We start from the raw sequence: 20,701 nt of genomic DNA on the forward strand, positions 1-20,701 counted from the left end.
TACATCTCATGAAAAACAAGAACACACTCAAAACCCTGCTGACTGCCCCCCTGCTGGCACTCGCACTTAGTTTCGGATCGCACACAGAGGCTTTTGCGCAGACCAACAAGTCTACCGATGAGCCTTTTATGTATGTAGAGCAGATGCCCGAGTTTAAAGGCGGCATGGCCGAAATGCTCAAGTTCCTGGGTACCAATATCAAGTACCCCGATGTTGCCAAGAGCAACGGACTGGAAGGCCTGGTGGTGATCAGCTTTGTGGTAGAGACAAATGGCAGCATCAGTGAAGTGAAAACCGTGAAGCCGCTCAGCAAGGAAACAGATGAAGAAGCGATGCGGGTGGTAAAGCAGATGAATGGCCAGTGGACACCGGGCCGGCAGAATGGCAAAGCTGTGCGGGTGCGCTATACCTTGCCAATCAAGTTCGCCTTAAAGGACACTGACCGGGCCGCCGCTGCGAGCGTGGCTAATCGCATGCCTGCTTTTAAAGGCGGTACAGAAGCGATGCAGCAGGCCATGCAAGCCCACTTGGCCTTGCCAGCCGAGGCCAGGAAGGAGAACCTGAACGCCCGTGTGGTAGTGAAGTTCTACGTGGACCGCGAAGGACAGGTAGCAAACGTGCGCCTGGAAGGCACCAAGCTGAAGAAAACCGTTGGCCCGGGCTCCGAACTAGACTACATGGATGCCTCTACTTTCCAACTGCAGAACAAAACTCTTTTGGCTAAACTTTCCGAATCAGCCATGGCTGCTGTGAAGGCCACGTCCGGCCAATGGGAGCCAGCTCTTAAAAACGGGCAGCCAACCGGTGCTGAAGTGGTGCTACCCGTGCAGTTCCTGAGTTCCGAATCGGGCCATGGCAGCGAGAAAATGGGTGTACCCAGCATGACCAAGTACACCAAAAGCTTTTACAAAGCAGATGAAGTGGATGTGAAGCCCGCTTTCAAAGACGGTTCGTTTGAACGCTACCTGGCCAAAAACCTGCGCTACCCTGCGAAAGCTGAATTTGAAGGCCCGCTCTCGCTGACATTCACGGTAAAAGCAGACGGCACTGTCATGTCTATGATCCCGACCAGTGTAGGCAAAGAGATGCACGATATGATCTCCAACGTGTTTCAGAAATCGAACGGCCAGTGGAATCCTGGCAAAGTGGATGGTCAGCCGGTGAACGTCACCCAGACCCTAACCATTTTGTTTGTGACAGACAACGGCGGCAAGAAGTCCGAATTAGAGAAAGCCGACGTAGTGGTAACCAGGTATAAATAAGCTACGAAAACAAAAACTTGTTAGGTTGCCCCTGGCGCCGCTTTTGGCGGCCCAGGGGTTTTTCTATACCTTACATATCCCACTCATTGAGCGTCGCCATGGCGTGGTAGGCCGTCATATCGTACTGGCAAGGCACAATGGATACGTAGTTATTGACCAGCGCCCACTCGTCGGTGTCCTCACCCTTGTCGAAGTTTTCGAAGCTTCCCGTCATCCAGAAGTAGCGGCGGTTGCGCGGGTCGAGGCGCTCGTCAAACTCTTCCTGCCATCGGGCATGGGCCTGCCGGCATACCTTCACGCCTTTTATGGGTTCACTGCTTTTCTTAGGCAGGTTTACATTCAGGGCCGTATTTTCAGGTATACCGTGCTCCAGGGCCTGCCGGATGATGAGTTCCACAAACTCTTCGGTATGGGAAAAGTCTGCCTCGTGCCCGTAATCGCAAAGCGAAAACCCGATAGCCGGAAGTCCTTCGATGGCTGCCTCAATAGCCGCGGACATAGTGCCCGAATAAAGCACACTGATGCTCGAGTTGGAGCCGTGATTGATGCCGCTCACCACCAGGTCAGGTTTGCGTTCTTTCAGTACATGGAACTTGGCTAGTTTTACGCAGTCGGCCGGGGTGCCGGAGCACTCGTAGGCCTCTACACCTAAATCGTCGAAGGCGATAGAGCGGTCGAGCCGCAGCGTGTTGCCGATCGTGATCGCGTGCCCCATACCTGACTGCGGCCCGTCGGGTGCCACAACCACTACCTCTCCTATCTTCTTGGCCACTTTCACCAGCGTACGTATACCTGGCGCCGTAATGCCGTCGTCGTTCGAAACCAGTATTAATGGTAAAGCCATTTTGTTATTTTTAGTTGATGTATGACAAAATAAACGAATTACGTTTTCGTGCTAATATACGACAACCCGGGCTGTCACAACAGGGTTAAGATGAATATAATGATTCCCTAATCTCTTCTCATGCTTAAGAATACCATCTACGCCATTTTGTTGGGGGTGGGTATGGCAGCTTGCCTGGCCGACCATGACAACGCCGGTGAAGCGACCTCCAATACCGATACGGTAACTGAAGGCGGACTGATAACCGAAACCCCTGAACCCGAAACGCCCTCCGAAGTAACAGATCCGGCTAACCTGGTGATCAGCCAGGGCCGGGTTGGCCATGTGCGCATCGGTATGCCCATTGCAGAAATGCGCAGCCAGGTGCCGGCAGGCCAGCAGATCCGGGACACCACCCTGCAACTCGAGGGGCAACAGTATACGGCTTATGCATTGAGCGGTCCGGAAAATGCGGAAGGTATACTTATAGAACAAATCTGCGAACCTGACTGCCAGGTATGGCGCATCAGCATCCGCAACCCTGACTACAGAACGACCCAGGGCATAGGAATTGGATCGAAGTACAGCGAAATAACACAGCATCATCCGATTGCCTATACTAGTTTAGGTGAGGCAGGCTTTGTAGCTGTAAGTGAAGCTGACGGCATGTCTTTTATATTGAATACCAATCAATTAAATCAAGGCAGGCTGCACCAGCTCAAACCCGATCAGGTGCCAGCCAATACCTTAGTGCAGGGCATTTTAATATATTAGATTATTGTAATATTTCTGCGGATTGCGTATTATTGCTCTCATGTCATTACTCCGCACCCGCTACAGCTATAAAAACACCGGCCTACTGCTGCTTCGCATCGGTATAGGCATCATGTTCATCCTTCACGGCTGGCCCAAAATGGTCGGCGGGCCCGAGCGCTGGGCCAAAATAGGAGCAAACATGCAGCTGCTGGGTATAGACTTTATGCCGGAGTTCTGGGGCTTTATGGCTGCTTTTGCCGAAACAGTAGGTGGTGGGCTATTGGTGCTGGGCCTGTTTTTCCGCCCGACGCTTGTCTTATTGATTATTACCATGCTCGTTGCCACCCTGCGCCACATGAGTGCAGGTGATGGCTTTGGCGGCTATTCCCACGCACTGGAAGCAGCTATACTTTTCTTCGCCCTTTACTTAATCGGTCCGGGCAAATACAGCCTCGACAAAACGCTTTTCCCTACCAACAAACACCGGAAGACTTTTCAGGTATAGTTCGTCATTTCTACAGCGCTTGTAGAGCCTGCCTGATCTATCTCTAACCCAAAATAAATGCGAATCAGATGTTTCGTTCTTTCTTTAGAGGCGGCAGACTAACAGGACCGGGTCAATTGGTGTTCACTTTCCTTTTTAGTGCGCTGTCTTACCACTTTATTGCAGAGTCGCCAGAGCCACCTGCCGGGTTCCGGGATTGGGCTATTTTCTCGGGGTTTGCCTTGGTGGCTTTGTCGGTCATCTTCTTTCACATAGTGGGTTGGCGCTACGAGCGGCACATCAAGCGTTACCTTATCGAGAGAATACTTCTTGTGTCCTTGCTGGCTTCGGCCATGCTATACCTTACAGCTGCCAGTTGGCACCTCTATCAAATCAGTTAAGGTCTCAGGCAAACAGGTAGGCAATCTTGTTATACCTACACCTACCCATGTGAATGCATATCTTTTCAACAGTTTGCCTCGGAGTTAAAAACCCTCAAGAGCCTCCGAATAGGAACAATTTCAGGTATAGACTCTCCCTACGCGCGATTCTGACAGGTCGCAACCCAGACACACTGACTACCAAAATCAACGTTCAGCCGCATTTTCAATTCCATTTCTGAGCATAAATGGTTAACATTGCTTGGCAAGAACAATTGTAAACACTGCACATGCTAACTACCCTACTTTTAGCCGCGCTGCTGGCTACCGGAACACCTGACAAAAACGACCTCAAAACGCCTTACGAAAAGGGCAATAAAAACCAGACAGCCACTTACGACGAGGCCATCGACTGGTATCGCAAGCTCGACGCGGCCTACGACGAAGTAAAAATGGTGCCCTACGGCTATACCGATTCCGGCCGTTTGCTGCACCTGGTCGTCATTTCCACCGACAAAGACTTCGACCCACGTTCCATCAAGCAAAAGGACAAGCGCGTACTACTCATCCAGAACGGCATTCACCCGGGTGAGCCAGAGGGGATTGACGCCACCATGCTGCTGGCCCGCGACTTCCTGCAAGACAAAAACAAGCGCAAACAGCTCGACAACGTGGTGTTGGCCATCATACCTGTCTACAACATTGGCGGAGCGCTCAACCGAAACAGCCACACCCGTACGAACCAGAACGGTCCGGAGAGCTATGGCTTCCGGGGCAATGCCCGCAACCTCGACCTGAACCGCGACTACCTCAAAACCGATTCCCGTAACGCGCAGACCTTCCACCTCATTTACCGCGACTGGGACCCGGACGTGTTTATGGACAACCATACCTCCAACGGCGCTGACTACCAGCACGTGATGACACTCATCGCCACGCAGCATAACAAACTGAACCCGACACTGGCCGGTTACCTGCAAGGCAAAATGCTACCTACCCTGTATGAAGGGATGAAGAAAGACAAATTCCCGATGGTGCCTTACATGAACACCATTGGCGAGACGCCGGAGAAGGGCATCATTGGCTTCATGGAATCGCCGCGCTATGCTACCGGGTATACGGCACTCTACAACACCATTGGTTTTGTACCCGAAACGCACATGCTTAAGCCTTTTGACCAGCGGGTGCAGTCAACTTACAAACTGATGGAGCACATGATCAGCACCGTGAGCCGCGATGCCAAGGAGATAGGTGAGCTGCGGGCTAAGGCCAAACAGGAAACGCTGGCGCAAAAGACCTTTGCGCTGGACTGGAAACTGGATACCACGAAAGTAGAACAGATTCCGTTTCTGGGTTATGCTGCTAAGTATAAGCCAAGCGAGGTAAGCGGGCTCGAGCGCCTGTACTATGACCGCAAAGCGCCTTATGCTACCAACATCAACTACTACAACACCTTCACCCCGTCTGTGACGGTGGAGAAGCCAGTGGCCTACATCATTCCGCAGGCCTGGCGCGAGGTAATTGAGCGTTTGAAATTGAACAAGGTGGAGATGCGCCAACTCAAGCGCGACACCACCCTCACGCTCGACACCTACTACATTACTGACTACAAAACCTCGCCCCGTCCGTACGAAGGCCACTACCTGCACACAGGCACGCAGGTAGAGACCCGCACCATGCCACGGCAGTTTCTGAAAGGCGATTACGTGGTATACCTGAACCAGGAGGCCAACCGCTTTTTGGTAGAGGCGCTAGAGCCGCAGGCCGTGGACTCCTATTTCAACTGGAACTTCTTCGACGGGATACTGATGCAGAAAGAATACTTCTCGAGCTATGTATTCGAAGACCTGGCTGCTGATATCCTGAAGAAAAATCCCGACCTGCGCAAGCAGTTAGAGGAGCGCAAAAAGAAAGACCCGGAATTTGCCAAGAATGCCCGCGCCCAACTGGATTTCGTGTACCGGAACTCCCCGCACTACGAGCCAACCCACCAGATGTACCCGGTAGGGCGACTAATGCAGGATGTAAAACTGCCCTTGTAATAATTGAATCAGGACTGAAAAAGCAAAAGCCACCCCATGAAGGTGGCTTTCGCTCCACATAAAGTTGCAAGACTTAAATACACGAATCTATGTTAAAAACACCACACCTGCTCCCTCTGCTGGGATTAGCCCTGATCACATTAGATAGCTGCACCAGTTCCGGCAGCAGCGCCAGTACAACCGACACTGCCGCACAGCCTGCTGCGCAAAACTCTACTCAAGAAGTAGCTCTCAGCGAGGCGCAACTGGAGAAAGCCCGCACCAACTACGCCAGCTACTGCTCCGGCTGCCACGGCGAACAGATGGAAGCTTTCACCGACCGCAAATGGAAGCATGGCAACACCGCCGAAAACCTGTTTGCCGCCATCAAACAGGGTTACCCCGATGAAGGTATGCCCGCCTTCGGACAGACCTTCAATGATCAGGAAATCACAGCTCTTGTCGCTTACATACAGGAAGGTATACAGAATGTGAAGCAATACGACTTCAGCGAAGAATCCACAGCCGCAGCCGTCTATACCTCCGAAGCACTCAGCTATCGCCTCGACACGGTCGCGACAGGTATGGAGATTCCGTGGGGCATGGCCTTCCTGCCAAACGGCGACATGCTGATCACGGATCGCAACGGGGCTTTCTACCGTCTGCCGCAAGGAAGCCGCCAGTTGCAGAAAATAGCCGGTGCGCCAGAGGTTCTGGCGCAGGGTCAGGGTGGCCTGCTGGACGTGGAATTGCACCCTGACTTCGCAAAAAACAACCATATCTACCTCTCCTACTCTGCCTTTAAGAAAGAAGGTGATCAGACGCTTTCGACCACAGCCGTGATGCGCGCCAAACTGGACGGCAACAAACTCACCGATCAGAAAGTAATCTTCGAGGCGCAGCCTTGGGCCCGCACCCGCCACCACTACGGCTCACGCCTGGAGTTCGGTCGCGATGGTCTGCTGTATGTGTCGGTAGGTGATCGTGGTCAGCACCACGAAAATGCCCAAACGATAGAACGCGCACCGGGCAAGGTACACCGCATCAAAGACGACGGCACTATACCTGCCGACAATCCCTTCGTGAACGAAAAGGGCGCCATCGCTTCCATCTGGACCATCGGCAACCGCAACATCCAGGGCATGACCATCCACCCAAGCACCGGCGCTATCTGGACAAACGAACACGGTCCGCGCGGCGGTGACGAAGTGAACATCGCCGAGAAAGGTAAGAACTACGGCTGGCCCGTTATCTCCTACGGCATCAACTACAACGGTACCGTGCTGACGGAACTAACCAAAAAAGAAGGAATGGAGCAGCCACTCTGGTATTGGGTGCCCTCCATTGCCCCATCGGGTATGGCCTTCGTGACGGGCAATCGCTACAAAGGCTGGGAAGGCGATATGCTGGTTGGCTCCCTGCGATTCCAGTTCCTGAGCAAGCTCAAAATGGATGGCAATAAGATCGTAAGTGAAGAAAAGCTCCTCAAAAACATAGGCCGCGTGCGTGATGTAAAAATGGGACCGGATGGGTATATCTATGTTGCGGTAGAGAGCCCGGGGACAATTTACAGGGTTGTTCCAGTAGAGTAATTGAACGGATCCGGCTACAAACAAAAAGGTCAGGCCCAGCAATTGGGCCTGACCTTTTTTATACCTGTACTTGCTTAAGAACCTACGTTAGCTCGTAGCACGCGCAGAAAGTTCTCCCCGAGTATCTTCTTTATATCCTCTTCGCTATACCCCCTGGCAATTAGCTCACGAGTAATTACGGGCATATCTGCTACACTATCCAACTGCTGCGGGGTAGAGGTAATGCCGTCGAAGTCAGAGCCGAGGCCCACGTGGTCTACGCCTACCAACTTTACAATGTGGTCGAGGTGGTCCATCAGCAATGAGAGAGGCGGACGAAGTTGCGAGGCTTCTTCCGGATAGTTTGCCATGGCCCAGTCAAAGATCTGAATCGAGTTTGCACCTGCTTTGCGCAGCGAGTCTACCTCTGCCTTATGTTTGGTCCGGAAGGCATTCATGCGTTTGTCATACTCCGGATCCAGAAAACCGGAAAAGAAGTTGAGGTGTATCACGCCACCGTTTTTGGCGATGGCCTGTATCTGGTCGTCTTTCAGGTTGCGGGAGTGTGGATTGAAATGGTGCACACAACTGTGTGAGATCAACACCGGTTTGGTGGTGGTGGCCATGGCATCCCAAAAAGTGCGCTCGCCTACGTGGCTCAGGTCAACCAGCATGCCCAAGGAGTTCATTTTGCGCACCACCTGCTTGCCAAATTTGGTTAGCCCCGGCTTGCGGTTCTTAGGCAGCTTGCCACTTGTCTCGTCCAAGGCAGAAGTCGCCCAGGGAGTCGAGTTGTTCCAGGTCAGGGTCATGTAAATGGTGCCGCGTTTGTGCAGCGCTTCCAAGTACTTCAGATTGCTTTCCATCATATGGCCGCCTTCAACTCCGATCATGGTTGCCATTTTGTTTTGCGCAATGGCCTGTTCTATATCAGCAGGCGTACGGGCGATCATCATCTTGTCCGGGTTACGTTCCACAATGGCGTATAAAGAGTCGATCTGCAGGTTAGCGAATTTAAAGCCTTTGCCCTTCCCATAGGTTTCATCACTCCAAACGGAGAACACCTGCACATCTACGCCTCCTTCTTTGAAGCGGGCCAGATCAGAGTGTGTTTTGCCGCGCAGGTCGTCCTCTAGTCGCAGTCCCTCCAGAACCGAGATCAGTACATCGTTGTGCGTGTCTACCACGATCGCCTGTTCGTGCAGTTGCTTGTAATCCTGTGCCGACGCCGTCAGATTGCTGCAAAGCAAGGCTGCCAGTGCTAAACTTCCACCTAGTAGTTTCTTATAAATCATAATTTGATGCTTAAAGTCACAAAGTGCCATACCTTAAATATAGTTAAAAGGCGCGACTTTCCTAAAGCAACCGATTCTTCACAATCAGATTGGAGAAGTAAAAAAAATGGATCGGTGCATGAGTTATCATAGGTATAAGAAAGTATGGCAGGCCAGCTATACCTTGTCACTGAGTACGTAGCACCCGATCTTGTCCGGGTGGTCCTGCACGAGGTCGGCGCTATGCTGATGGCGCAGCATCCAGAGGATCAGCAGGTCGCCGGCAGCTGCCATGCTGAAGAACAGCCCGAACAGGAAGAGCAGGAAATGGCCCATCGCTATACCTGCCAGTGCTGGCAGCAAGCCCATCACCAGGCCCGGCATCATCCCTCCTATCGCGTAGTGTTTCAGCGGCAGTACTTCTTTGCAGTGGCAATAAGGTGTCAGTAATTTCCAATGCACGCCGTATTTGATCGATTTTAGTCCGTTTTGGCAAAAGACTGCCCAGGTAAGACCGTGCAGCAACTCGTGCACCACTGCCCCTAGCACAAAAACCAACAGCATGATCATGGGAGAGATCATCAGTAAATCCCGCTGCGTCTGCACGAGTTGTCGCAGATTTTGGGTAGTGAACTGTTCGGGCCAGATGAGCCAATAAGCCGCTGCGTAAATCACAATTATCGGAACAATAAAGCTCAGGGCCCGCACATTGGCTTCGGCAGCGGACATGCTGAGTTCTGTTTTTCTGTATTTTTCTCCTGCTTGCATGCTGCTAATTTCACTTCTAAGTAGTAAAAAATTGACAAAAATTCAAGTTGAATTTCATCCTTTTGGGTTTGACCTTTGCCTGCATGACATGCAAAGGTATACTCTACAGAATAGTGCCAGGCCTGATCCTGCTTTTAGGATGGAGCTTTGTGGCACAGGCACAAAGCGAACGAGTAAAGGACTTCAACCACAATGGCTGGTACATGTACTTTGGCGACCACAAACTCACCTCCAGGTGGGGGCTGCATACCGAACTGCAGTGGCGTCGGCACAATATACTCAAAGACCCGCAGCAACTGCTTGTCCGCACAGGTATAAACTATGATCTCACGCCATCAGCCATGTTCACGCTGGGTTACGGCTACATTGAAACATACCCTTACGGCGACTTTCCGGCGGCGGACACTTTTCCGGAGCACCGCATTTACCAGCAGTTGCAGCTCAGAAACAGCATATCGCGGGTAGGCCTGACGCACCGTTACCGACTGGAGCAGCGCTGGATAAAACCGGCCGGAGCCGAGTCCTCCACCTACCTGAACAGGGCACGCTATATGCTCAAAGCTACCCTTCCGCTTATTGGAACGAGCATTGAGGCCGGGGAGCCCTTCCTGGCGGCCTATGACGAAATCTTCATTGGCTTTGGCCATAACATCCAGCGCAACATCTTCGACCAGAACCGGGCTTATGCCGCTATGGGGTATAAGATCAGCGATGCTGCCACGCTGGAACTAGGTTATCTCAACCAAATCGTGCAGAAAGCCAGCGGCACCGTTTTCGAACACAACCATACCTTGCAGGTAAGCCTTTTCTACAATCTGGATTTCAGAAACGATAATTAGCTGCCCCACTTCCCGTCATCCTGCAAGTTGAAAATCCTGAACTTGTTCCGGGGGATCTTGGCACTAGATAGTAGAAGCTTGGCCTTCTTAACAAAGGTGCCGAACAGCATGCCAGGAGGCATTAAGTCTATTCTCACAAAAAGAAAAGTGCACTGCTCAGGTATAGCAGGAGCACTTTTCTTTTCTTGTCAGTATCAGAAAAAGGGTATATTTGTCTAAACGACTCCCCGCTATGGCAACAGTCTTACACCTCCACGAACTCTCTAAAAAATACGGAAGCCTGCAGGCCGTTGACCGACTGACGCTTCAGGTGGAAGCGGGCAGTATCTATGGCTTACTTGGTCCAAACGGCAGCGGCAAAACTACCACCCTGGGTATGGTGCTCGACGTGATCCGGCCAAGCGGTGGCAGCTTTCTGTGGTTTGGACGATCTATCAGCAAAGAAACCAAACAGCGGGTGGGCGCATTACTGGAGACACCCAATTTCTACCCCTACCTGACTGCCAAGGCAAACTTGCAGGTGGTAGCCGACACCAAGCAGGCAGACCACCGGCACATCAATAAAATGCTGGACATGGTGGGCCTCGGCACCCGCAGCCACACCACCTACAAAGGCTTTTCGCTAGGGATGAAACAGCGCCTGGCCCTGGCCGCAGCCATGCTCAACGATCCGGAAGTGCTGGTGCTCGACGAACCCACCAACGGACTCGACCCGCAAGGTATAGCCGAAGTGCGCGACCTGATCACCCGGATCGCCGCACAGGGCAAAACCATCCTACTGGCCAGCCACCTGCTCGACGAAGTAGAGAAAGTGTGTACACACGTGGCGGTGCTGCAGGCAGGCAAACTCAAAGCCAATGGTCCGGTGGGGGATATCCTCTCCACCAAAGATCAGTTAGTGATCAGTGCCGAGGAGTTGGCTCCTGTACTGCAACTCCTGGAACGCTTGCCCTACATTGTGCAGTTTGTCCAAGATAAGAATTACATCAGCCTCACACTTTCCGAGGGCTATACCAGCACCGACCTCAACCGCGATATGTTTGCGCAGGGCATCGTGCTCTCTCAACTGCTGGTGCGCCGCAAAAGTCTGGAGGCGCAATTCCTTGAACTCACCCAAAAATAAGCCCCGCATGAACCTGATCAGATCCGAGCTCAGAAAAATACTCCAATATCCAACTTTCTGGGTGATTATGGCCATCTATGTGCTGCTGCAAGTGCTTCTGATCTATTTCAGTAGCAATTTCATGATTAGCGGGCAGTCGCTGGGCAAATCGCTGTACGATTTCCCTAACCTGTGGATGCGCTTCTCCTACATCGCCTATTTTTTTAACCTACTGCTGGGCATACTGGTCATTGTGCTGGTTACGGACGAGTACAGCTACCGTACACTCAGGCAGCAGGTGATAGACGGGCGCTCACGGACAGAAGCGGTGCTGGCCAAATTTTACGTCTCACTGGGCCTGGCGGCAATCGGGACTGTCTTTTTGCTGGTGATGGGCCTTCTATTTGGGTTGATTTACAGCTCGGACACCAGTATAGGAGCCATAGTTGGCAAGATCGATTACCTCTCTTATTTCTTTGTGCAGGCTGTCGGGTATATGTGCCTGGCCATGTTCTTCGCCTTTTTAATACGTAAAAGCGGGTTGGCCATCATCGCTTTTCTGGCCTGGTCCAAAATCGTGGAGCCGATCATCCATTATCAGATCGATGACCGTATTGACCGCTTTATGCCCATGAAAGTATTTGGCAGCCTCACTCCTACTCCAGGGCAGGATATTATAGACGGCCTTACTACCCCCACCATGGCGCTAAGTCCTGCCTGGGCTGTGCTGCCTGCTCTGTTTTACATTGGGTTGCTCGTGCTTGCCTCCATCCTGCTGGTGCGCCTCCGCGATCTATAGAGGCCCTTGCTTTAAAGCGTATTGTAATAGTCGACAATGTTGCGCAGGTCCTTAGAGCTGTTATAGTCAAGCTTATTGGATTTGGCATACTGTTTTACTTTCCCTGTATGGACGCCACACAGTTTGAGCAGATCTTTTTTAGGCTTCCGTAACTGCACGATTTCCCCGTTAGGCAGCAGCATGTACAACACTTCCTGCAATTCATCGCCTTCTGTTGCAAAATGTGGGAAGTAGCTCGTTTGTATGGATGCCGTTGCATACTGCTGATCTGCTTTTGCTGCTGTCACCCCAATGTATCGTTTCATTAGCACAAGCTCTCCCTGGTTGATCAGCTCAAAGAACACTGGCACCCTGAAATCGCTCTGGATGCTGCCCTTGTTCCAGGGCAACGAACGAAAAACCTGCGGCTTCCCATTGTACACGCCGCTGATCATGAAATGGCTGACACTTACTGCCGAGAAGGAATTGATAATACCATCTTCTGATGCTATTTGTACGACATCCTGCGCAGGGTGATAGACTACAGCCCCCTGCAGGCTGTCGCCGGTGACCAGTACAACTTTTCCGTAGAGCCAGCGCTCTGTATCGAACCCCTGATTAGATTGCGCCCAAGCTGGCACATTCCCACAGGCAAAAGTTACTAATAGCGATAAAAACAGATACTTGGTCCCCAGTCTTCTCATCAGCTTAAATATTAAATGACGTAAATCTTTTATCTTAAAACATACCACATAACCTATTGTTTTACACAAGTTTACATACAAATCTAAACGTAAGAAACCGGAAGCGGTATAGGCCTTTTCAAAATTTATCTTTAGCGGCCGTAGAAAGTTTTGTGCAAAAAAAAGCCCGTACCTAATGGTACGGGCTCGTGTTTAATTTAAATCAAGGCTGCTTAGCGTACAACCGTATTTTTCAGGATCTCATGCCCTAACTTGTCGCGTTTCGTGGTCAGGTAGTTTTGGTTGTGTGGGTTCGGCGCAATTTCTATCGGCATATTTTCAACTACTTCCAGCCCATAACCGATCAAGCCAACGCGCTTTTTAGGGTTGTTTGTAATCAGGCGCATCTTCGTTACACCCAGGTCACGCAGAATCTGGGCACCCACACCGTAGTCGCGGTCGTCCATCCCAAAGCCAAGCTCCAGGTTGGCCTCCACGGTATCGCGGCCCTGCTCCTGTAGTTTATAGGCTTTCAGCTTGTTGATCAGGCCAATACCACGCCCTTCCTGGTTCATGTACACGATCACGCCTTTGCCCTCGCGTTCTACCATGCGCATGGCCTCGTGCAGCTGTGGACCGCAGTCGCAACGGCACGAGCCGAAAATATCACCCGTCACGCACGAAGAGTGCACACGAACCAGCACAGGCTCATCTTCATTCCAGCTACCTTTTACCAGGGCCAGGTGCTTGGCACCGTTGCTGCGCTGTGTGAAGGCATACAGGTCAAAATTCCCAAAATCAGTTGGTAACTCTACCGCTATCTCGCGTTCAATCAGGCTCTCCTTCTTCAGTCGGTACTCTACCAGGTCTTTGATCGAAATCAGCTTCAGATTGAAACGCTCCGCCACTTTCACCAGATCTGGCAAGCGGGCCATCGTACCGTCCTCATTCATGATCTCGATCAGTACACCCGCTGGTGCAAGACCTGCCAGACGTGCCAGATCAACGGCCGCTTCCGTATGGCCCGGGCGACGCAATACACCTTCTTTCTTCGCTTTCAGCGGGAAAATATGGCCTGGTTTGCCCAAGGCATTCGGGTCTGTAGCAGGGTCTACCAGGGCCTGAATGGTTTTGGCGCGGTCAGAGGCAGATATACCAGTGGTGCAGCCATGCCCGATCAGGTCAACTGAAACGGTGAAAGGCGTGGCATGCAGGGCCGTGTTACGGCCCACCATCAACTCAAGTCCTAGTTCATCGCATCGTTCTTCGGTAAGCGGCGCACAGATAAGGCCGCGGCCGTGTGTTGCCATGAAGTTGATGATCTCCGGGGTTACCTTCTCTGCCGCGCATATAAAGTCGCCCTCGTTTTCGCGATCGTCATCATCCACCACAATAATGATCTTACCCTGGCGGATGTCCTCAATCGCATCTTCTATTAAATCGAGCTTGATAGGCTCTAGTGAATTAGTTTCCATGTATACCTTCATGTACCTACCCATTTTGTAAGTATGGGCCAGGTGGTTCCTTTATTATGAAATGCGCTGCAAAGGTAAAAAGTTTAATTTTACTTATTCACCACAATTCCTAATAAGTCGCCGATCTGCTTTTCGAAGGATTTGAGCTGGAAGATGACCTGGAGTACCCGGTCCTGCTCTGTTGGGTCTGTGACAAGGCGGAGCTTCTCCATTTCGGCTTTCATGAGAAGTTGTACATTACGCCATTTCAGGCGCAGCACGGCACGTTCAGCACCGTATGGCAGCAGATCCGACTCATGGGGCACAAAAATCTGGTGAGTCTCCCAATTATGAGAAAGCTCGTAGGGGTCTGACAGCAAATTGGTTGCCTCGGTGCGTATCTCCTGATCAGGATAGTTGATGAAATCATCTGCCACAGGTATAACGCCCTGTAGCAATTTCTCCTTTACCACTTCGATCAGGCGGGCGTACAGTGGTGTGCGGAACTCTACATCCTCCAACTGCTCGAGCATATACTGGCAGGTGTTCTGTCCGTCCACCAGCACCTTGTCAGGGTAGTTCAGTAACATGCGCACGATTTCGCGTTCGTAGCGTTTGAGGCTATCGGCTTCCGTGGCAGGCTTTTCAGCCTCCATCTGTTCTGCCTCATAGACTTCCGCTTCTGCCAGATCCTCCGGACTGCCCGAGCGCTGCTGCTTTTGCTGGCGCTCCTGCAGGTGCATCTTGTTGTACTCCGAAATCAGCAGCTGCTCATCGATATCGAAGATAAGGCTACAGCTCTGGAAGAAAACCGAACGCTTGATTGGATCTGGTATCTTAGAGATAGAGGTTACGATCTCACGTATCGCCTCCGCCTTCTTCACCGGGTTGCCCTTCGACTCTTCGGCGTACAGACTGGTCTTGAAAGAGATAAAATCCTGCGCGTGCTTCGCCACATAGGCCTTGAACTTCTCATCTCCTACCTTGTGGATGTAAGAGTCTGGGTCTTCTCCGGGAGGAAAAGTCACTACGTTCACGTTCAGCCCATTCTCCAGGATCAGGTCTATCCCTCTGAGAGAGGCTTTTATACCTGCTGCGTCGCCATCGTACAGTACTGTGATGTTCTGGGTATAGCGGGCAATAAGCTTGATCTGTCCTTCGGTCAGCGAGGTACCCGACGAAGCCACCACGTTCTCTATACCTCCCTGGTGCAATGAAAGCACGTCCAGGTAACCCTCCACCATGTAGCAGTTGTCCTGCATGCGGATCGCTTGCCGGGCCTGGTACATGCCATAGAGCACATTGCTCTTGTGGTAAATCTCTGACTCGGGCGAGTTAAGGTACTTCGGGCTTTTTTTATCGTTGCTCTTCAGCGTACGGGCACCGAAGCCGATCACACGTCCCGAAATATTATGGATCGGGAACATGACACGCCCCCGGAAACGGTCGTATTTCTTGCCGTCCTCCTTTGCAATGGTTAAGCCTGTCGCCTCCAGGTACTTCTGCTTATAACCCGCCTTCAGAGCCGCATCAGTCAGGTCAGACCAGGCATCGAGGCTATACCCGAGCTCAAACTTTTTGATAGTGTTGTTGCTCAGCCCGCGCTCCTTCAGGTAGGATTGTCCAATCGCCCCCTCCTCATGGCTGTGCAGCAGTTGCTGGTAGTGCTTGCTGGCAAAATCCGATACGATGTAGAGGCTGTCGCGCTCACTCTGCTCCCGGGCATATTCCGGATTGGGCTCGTCTTCGGGCACCTCAATGCCGTACTTCTTGGCCAGGTATTTCAGCGCTTCCGGAAAGCTTGTGCCCTCCACATCCATGATAAACTGTACGGAGTTGCCCGCCTTGCCACAACCAAAGCACTTGTAAATGCCCTTGGCCGGCGACACCGAAAAAGACGGTGACTTTTCGTGATGGAAAGGACAGTTCGCCCACAGGTTCTGCCCCTTTTTCTTGAGCGACACAAAATCCCCCACCACTTCCGCTATATCGGCCTGGGCAAGGATCTGGTCAACTACTTCTTTTGGGATCAGGGACATGGGTATGCAATTTTGAGAGGGTTACAAATATAAGGTTTAAATTGTCTGAATCAGGATTGAAAGATTAAAGAATTTTCAGGATTTTCACTGATGCCGGGTCTTCCCTTTAGCTGAGGTATTATACCCAATCCCGGCCCTTCCCTACAGACATGAGAAAGAGTTTCCAGCAATCTTCCCTCGTTCGCGTCCCGAGAGTGTGTGTTATCGGGCGGACTCTGGCCGCTGTTAAAGTCCTATTGATGAAATACATCCTCTGTCCATCGTTCAGGATTGCTCAAAATGTAATTCCGAATTTGGTGATAAGCCTTGTCACTACGAATAATATGATCATGAAAGGATCGTTGCCATGCAAAATCAGTTAACCCTATGGCATGAACACGTTTAGATGTTGTGGTCTTATAGACACCTACTAATTCTGACAGTGATTTAACTTTTGGATTTGAAAAGGCAGATGCACTTGTTTCATCGGACTGTCGTCGCGCGGACAGGTCGCGACCTGTCCCTACAGCATATCTATCTATTTCGATGATGGCATGCACATGATTGGGCATCACCACAAAAGCATGTAAAATAACATACGGATACTGCTCCTCCAGCCAGCGCCACTGTTGTTCAGCTATGTACCCGTACTCATTAAGCTGCATTTCACCGTTTATTACTTCCCCAAAACAACATATCTTGTCCTTCACACACGAAGTCACAAAATATAAAGCATCACGGCTGTAATCATAGCCATCTAACCTGTTTTGTTTTCGATCAGGGCGTTTCATAAAACCAGTATACGGCAAGTCACAGAATCAATACCTGTAGGGACAGGTCGCGACCTGTCCAATCGTGCACCGGCAATCGTTCACCGTCAGCTCTTTCCCCCATTGCACACACCATCCTGCATATTGCTTTTGGTTCTGCCGTTACAGTTTCATCGTGCAGCTATACCCCGGACAGGTCGCGACCTGTCCCTACAAGAATGAATCTCCATTCCCTAAATCATGTTTAAAGTTTTTTTGTTTGTATCTTTGTAAGGCTTCACAAAAGCAATTAACACTATGGCTATTACAAAAGAAGATATACTCAAAGCCCTCAGTTATGTGGAGGAACCGGACCTTGGCAAGGACCTGGTGACACTCAACATGATAGAGGATGTACAGGTAGACGGCAAGGACGTGAGTTTCACCGTGATCCTGACCACACCGGCCTGCCCACTCAAAGACCTCATCCGCAACGCCTGCATCCGTGCCATCCATACCATGGTGGACAAGGAGGCGGAAGTGACCGTGAACATGACTTCCCGTGTGACTTCTGGTCGCGCAGGCAGCAGCGAAGTACTTACAGGCGTGAAAAACATCATTGCAGTGGCCTCCGGAAAAGGCGGCGTTGGCAAGTCTACGGTTACCAGCAACTTGGCCATTGCCCTGGCACAGTCGGGCGCTAAAGTAGGCCTGATCGATGCGGATATTTTCGGGCCGTCCATACCTACTATGTTTGGTGTTGAAGACCAGCGTCCGAGCATGGTACAAGGTGACCACGGCAAGAACTACATCATTCCGGTAGAGAAATATGGCGTAAAGCTGATGTCGATCGGTTTCCTGACGCCCCCTGACCATGCGGTGATCTGGCGTGGCCCGATGGCAAGTTCTGCGCTGAAGCAATTCATCAGCGATGTAGAGTGGGGCGAGCTGGATTATCTGTTGCTGGACCTTCCTCCGGGAACCTCTGACATCCACCTAACCATGGTGCAGGTGCTGCCGGTTACGGGCGCTGTAATCGTAACGACTCCTCAAAAGGTAGCTATTGCCGACGCGCAGAAGGGTCTGCAAATGTTCCGCCAACCGCAGATCAATGTGCCGGTGCTGGGTGTAGTCGAGAACATGGCTTACTTTACTCCTGCTGAACTTCCTGAGAACAAGTACTACATCTTCGGACAGGAAGGTGGGCAGAACCTAGCCAGGAAGTTTGACGTGCCGGTATTAGGCCAGGTACCGTTGGTACAGAGCATCCGTGAGAGCGGTGATGAAGGAACTCCGGTGGCCTTGCAGAACGATTCTCCGGCTTCTGGTGTTTTCAGAGAGTTGGCCCAGGCTGTTGCCCAGCAGGTGTCTGTTCGCAACGCGACTTTGGCCAAAACACAACCTGTAGAAATTAAAAGCTAAGACAGATGGCAACCATTAACGTTGACAACGATTTTTTACTTCGCATTGAGAGTGCCCTTGACCAGATCAGGCCATACCTGGAAGCTGACGGCGGTAACGTGAAAGTGCTCGAAGTAACCGATGACATGACGCTGAAGTTGGAGTTGCTCGGCGCCTGTGGCACCTGCCCAATGTCTACCATGACGCTCAAAGCGGGTGTAGAGCAATCTGTACTGAAAGCTGTACCTGAGATCAGGGCGGTTGAGGCTGTGAATGTCATTCCACTGCCTTAAGTTTTGCAGGGAAAAGAGTTTCTGATAAAAGACAATAAATTTAAAGCAGGTACCGAGAAATCGGTGCCTGCTTTTTTGTTTCCCATACCCTCCAAAATCTCTATCTTTGTCTAACAACCCAGATTTTCTTGCACTATGATAAAAGCGAACGACCCTTCCCTGCATTCCTGGATCGAAATAGCACCTGAGAGTGACTTTCCCATACAGAACCTTCCATTCGGCATTTTTGAGTCAGCCACCAAAGACCCACGCGTGGGTGTGGCCATCGGTGATTATGTGCTCGATCTTTATGCGGTCGCGCAGCACAATCTGTTCGAACTCCTCGACGTAGACCCGACTGTCTTCCACCGCCCATACCTGAACGATTTCATCGCATTGGGCAAACCAACCTGGCGGTCTGTAAGAAACCGTGTGTCGGAGCTATTACGCAACGACAACGACGAGATCAGTGGTAACAGCAGGCTGATGCAGGATTGCCTGATCAAGCGAAGCGACATCCGCATGCTGATGCCCGTGAAAGTAGGTAATTACACGGACTTCTACTCCAGCATCGAGCACGCTACCAATGTGGGTACGATGTTCCGCGATCCGAAAAATGCCTTATTGCCCAACTGGAAACATATTCCGATCGGCTACCATGGCCGGGCCTCTTCCATCATCGTGTCCGGCACTGACATACGCCGTCCGAACGGCCAGACCAAAGCACCCGATGCTGATGCACCAACCTTTGGCCCCTCTCGCTTGCTTGACTTTGAGCTGGAAGTGGCTTTTATCACCGGCCGCGAAACTGAGCTGGGTGATATGATCAGCCCGGATGAAGCTGATGACTATATCTTCGGCCTTGTGCTCTTCAATGACTGGTCAGCCCGTGATATGCAAACCTGGGAGTATGTACCCTTGGGGCCATTCCTGGCCAAAAGCTTTGCCTCTTCTATTTCGCCCTGGGTTGTCACCCTGGACGCCCTTGAGCCTTCCCGCGTGAGAGGACCTGTGCAGGACCCGAAACCACTACCTTACCTGGAGTTCCATGGTGACCATAACTACGACATTAACCTGGAGGTGCTCCTGCAACCAGAAGACGGACAAGAGAACAGCATCTGCCGCTCTAATTTTAAGTACATGTACTGGAACATGAACCAGCAGTTGGCCCACCAGAGCAGTAACGGCTGTAACATACAGGTCGGCGACATGTATGCCTCCGGCACCATCAGCGGCTCTGACAAAACCTCCTACGGCTCCATGCTCGAGCTCACCTGGCGCGGCACACAGCCCATTAAATTATCCGACGGCACCGAGCGTAAGTTTATCAACGACTACGATACCGTGATCATGCGCGGTTTTGCAGAGCGGAATGGGATCAGGATTGGCTTTGGGGAAGTGAGGAGCAGGGTACTGCCGGCGTTGTAACCTCCCCCCAGCCCCCTCCTAAAAACAGGAGTGGGAGTTTAGCTTTTGAAGGGTTCTTAGCTTTGACACTCACAGAAATAAAGTTAAATGCACTAAACTTATTAAGTGGGGAACAATTCCCCTCCTCGGAGGGGTTAGGGGTGGGTTAATCGTTCACAAATGAGGCGGAAAATTATACCCTACAAGCCACATTTAAAAGCTTTGGCAAAGCAACTTCGTGGAAATAGTACTCTTTCAGAAGTTCTACTATGGGATGAACTTAAGGGAAGGAAGTTCCATGGCTTAGACTTTGATCGGCAAAAACCACTTGATAATTTCATTGTAGATTTCTATTGTAAGGATCTGATGCTAGCAATTGAAATTGATGGTGATAGCCATGACTACGCTTATGAAGTAGATAAAGCTAGACAGGAAAAACTCGAGAGTTTAGGTGTGCGTTTTTTACGCTTTGAAGACATTGAGGTGAAGCAAAACATTTCTAATGTATTACGTGAAGTTGAAGCTTGGGTATTGGAGAACAGATAGCACGTGAAACCCACCCCTACCCCTCCGAGGAGGGGAATCCCAACAAGATGATTTTTCACTGCTTTTGAAGTTACAGAAGAGCTTTATGATCATAAACAGCAAAGGCCCGGATC

The 20,701-nt window shown here is 51.2% G+C and carries 20 protein-coding genes; 13 read left to right on the plus strand and 7 right to left on the minus strand.

Annotated elements, in window-relative coordinates:
* The first annotated feature begins 8 nt into the window (after nucleotides 1-8).
* Nucleotides 9-1,262, plus strand: a complete 1,254-nt coding sequence (locus C8E01_RS03840) for a TonB family protein (RefSeq protein ID WP_116542040.1) — start codon at nucleotides 9-11, stop codon at nucleotides 1,260-1,262.
* Between the two features lie 70 nt (nucleotides 1,263-1,332).
* On the opposite strand, the gene surE is transcribed toward C8E01_RS03840, so the two are convergent.
* On the minus strand, nucleotides 1,333-2,106 hold the full coding sequence (surE, locus tag C8E01_RS03845) for a 5'/3'-nucleotidase SurE (protein ID WP_116542041.1): 774 nt from the start codon (nucleotides 2,104-2,106) through the stop codon (nucleotides 1,333-1,335).
* Nucleotides 2,107-2,226: 120 nt separating this feature from the next.
* On the opposite strand from surE, the gene C8E01_RS03850 reads away from it, so the two are divergent.
* The 5 genes from C8E01_RS03850 to C8E01_RS03870 all read left to right on the plus strand — a co-directional run bounded on the left by C8E01_RS03850 (nucleotide 2,227) and on the right by C8E01_RS03870 (nucleotide 7,318).
* Nucleotides 2,227-2,859 (plus strand): mechanosensitive ion channel protein MscS, encoded by a 633-nt coding sequence (locus tag C8E01_RS03850; protein ID WP_116542042.1) that lies wholly within the window; start codon nucleotides 2,227-2,229, stop codon nucleotides 2,857-2,859.
* A gap of 40 nt (nucleotides 2,860-2,899) precedes the next feature.
* Entirely contained in the window at nucleotides 2,900-3,346 is a 447-nt protein-coding gene (locus C8E01_RS03855; RefSeq protein ID WP_116542043.1) for a DoxX family protein, read from the plus strand.
* Nucleotides 3,347-3,414: 68 nt separating this feature from the next.
* On the plus strand, nucleotides 3,415-3,726 hold the full coding sequence (locus C8E01_RS03860; RefSeq protein WP_133242713.1) for a hypothetical protein: 312 nt from the start codon (nucleotides 3,415-3,417) through the stop codon (nucleotides 3,724-3,726).
* A 269-nt stretch (nucleotides 3,727-3,995) separates the two neighbouring features.
* Entirely contained in the window at nucleotides 3,996-5,747 is a 1,752-nt protein-coding gene (locus tag C8E01_RS03865) for a M14 family zinc carboxypeptidase (RefSeq protein ID WP_116542045.1), read from the plus strand.
* A gap of 89 nt (nucleotides 5,748-5,836) precedes the next feature.
* Nucleotides 5,837-7,318, plus strand: coding sequence for a PQQ-dependent sugar dehydrogenase (locus C8E01_RS03870; RefSeq protein WP_116542046.1), 1,482 nt, complete (start codon nucleotides 5,837-5,839; stop codon nucleotides 7,316-7,318).
* Nucleotides 7,319-7,392: 74 nt separating this feature from the next.
* Here the strand turns inward: C8E01_RS03870 and C8E01_RS03875 are convergent, their stop codons facing one another.
* Both C8E01_RS03875 and C8E01_RS03880 read right to left on the minus strand, forming a co-directional pair.
* Nucleotides 7,393-8,592, minus strand: coding sequence for a dipeptidase (locus C8E01_RS03875; protein ID WP_116542047.1), 1,200 nt, complete (start codon nucleotides 8,590-8,592; stop codon nucleotides 7,393-7,395).
* Between the two features lie 156 nt (nucleotides 8,593-8,748).
* Nucleotides 8,749-9,339 (minus strand): DUF3267 domain-containing protein, encoded by a 591-nt coding sequence (locus C8E01_RS03880; RefSeq protein ID WP_116542048.1) that lies wholly within the window; start codon nucleotides 9,337-9,339, stop codon nucleotides 8,749-8,751.
* A gap of 83 nt (nucleotides 9,340-9,422) precedes the next feature.
* Between C8E01_RS03880 and C8E01_RS03885 the strand changes: the two genes are divergently transcribed.
* From C8E01_RS03885 to C8E01_RS03895, 3 genes are all read left to right on the plus strand, one after another.
* The gene (locus C8E01_RS03885; protein WP_133242714.1) at nucleotides 9,423-10,178 is read left to right on the plus strand and encodes a DUF2490 domain-containing protein; all 756 of its coding nucleotides are present in this window, start codon (nucleotides 9,423-9,425) and stop codon (nucleotides 10,176-10,178) included.
* Nucleotides 10,179-10,410: 232 nt separating this feature from the next.
* Entirely contained in the window at nucleotides 10,411-11,301 is an 891-nt protein-coding gene (locus C8E01_RS03890; RefSeq protein ID WP_116542050.1) for an ABC transporter ATP-binding protein, read from the plus strand.
* A gap of 7 nt (nucleotides 11,302-11,308) precedes the next feature.
* Nucleotides 11,309-12,079, plus strand: a complete 771-nt coding sequence (locus tag C8E01_RS03895) for an ABC transporter permease (protein ID WP_116542051.1) — start codon at nucleotides 11,309-11,311, stop codon at nucleotides 12,077-12,079.
* A gap of 11 nt (nucleotides 12,080-12,090) precedes the next feature.
* Here C8E01_RS03895 and C8E01_RS03900 read toward each other — a convergent pair whose 3' ends face one another.
* From C8E01_RS03900 to C8E01_RS03915, 4 genes are all read right to left on the minus strand, one after another.
* Nucleotides 12,091-12,762, minus strand: a complete 672-nt coding sequence (locus C8E01_RS03900; RefSeq protein WP_116542052.1) for a hypothetical protein — start codon at nucleotides 12,760-12,762, stop codon at nucleotides 12,091-12,093.
* 212 nt (nucleotides 12,763-12,974) lie between these two features.
* The gene (locus C8E01_RS03905) at nucleotides 12,975-14,216 is read right to left on the minus strand and encodes a bifunctional 3,4-dihydroxy-2-butanone-4-phosphate synthase/GTP cyclohydrolase II (protein ID WP_116542304.1); all 1,242 of its coding nucleotides are present in this window, start codon (nucleotides 14,214-14,216) and stop codon (nucleotides 12,975-12,977) included.
* Nucleotides 14,217-14,305: 89 nt separating this feature from the next.
* Nucleotides 14,306-16,234 carry a DNA primase gene (dnaG, locus tag C8E01_RS03910; RefSeq protein WP_116542053.1) on the minus strand — a complete coding sequence of 643 codons (1,929 nt, stop codon included), beginning with the start codon at nucleotides 16,232-16,234 and terminating at the stop codon, nucleotides 14,306-14,308.
* Between the two features lie 233 nt (nucleotides 16,235-16,467).
* Nucleotides 16,468-17,004: a transposase gene (locus C8E01_RS03915; protein WP_116542054.1), complete on the minus strand. Its 537-nt coding sequence runs from the start codon at nucleotides 17,002-17,004 to the stop codon at nucleotides 16,468-16,470.
* A gap of 276 nt (nucleotides 17,005-17,280) precedes the next feature.
* Between C8E01_RS03915 and C8E01_RS03920 the strand changes: the two genes are divergently transcribed.
* From C8E01_RS03920 to C8E01_RS03935, 4 genes are all read left to right on the plus strand, one after another.
* Nucleotides 17,281-18,384, plus strand: a complete 1,104-nt coding sequence (locus C8E01_RS03920) for an Mrp/NBP35 family ATP-binding protein (protein ID WP_116542055.1) — start codon at nucleotides 17,281-17,283, stop codon at nucleotides 18,382-18,384.
* A 5-nt stretch (nucleotides 18,385-18,389) separates the two neighbouring features.
* Nucleotides 18,390-18,656 (plus strand): NifU family protein, encoded by a 267-nt coding sequence (locus C8E01_RS03925; RefSeq protein WP_116542056.1) that lies wholly within the window; start codon nucleotides 18,390-18,392, stop codon nucleotides 18,654-18,656.
* Nucleotides 18,657-18,791: 135 nt separating this feature from the next.
* Entirely contained in the window at nucleotides 18,792-20,063 is a 1,272-nt protein-coding gene (fahA, locus tag C8E01_RS03930; RefSeq protein WP_207774864.1) for a fumarylacetoacetase, read from the plus strand.
* A 201-nt stretch (nucleotides 20,064-20,264) separates the two neighbouring features.
* Nucleotides 20,265-20,588, plus strand: coding sequence for an endonuclease domain-containing protein (locus C8E01_RS03935; RefSeq protein ID WP_317046893.1), 324 nt, complete (start codon nucleotides 20,265-20,267; stop codon nucleotides 20,586-20,588).
* Nucleotides 20,589-20,701 lie beyond the last annotated feature (113 nt).

The sequence above is a fragment of the Pontibacter virosus genome (assembly GCF_003096355.1).
Taxonomy (GTDB): Bacteria; Bacteroidota; Bacteroidia; order Cytophagales; family Hymenobacteraceae; genus Pontibacter; species Pontibacter virosus.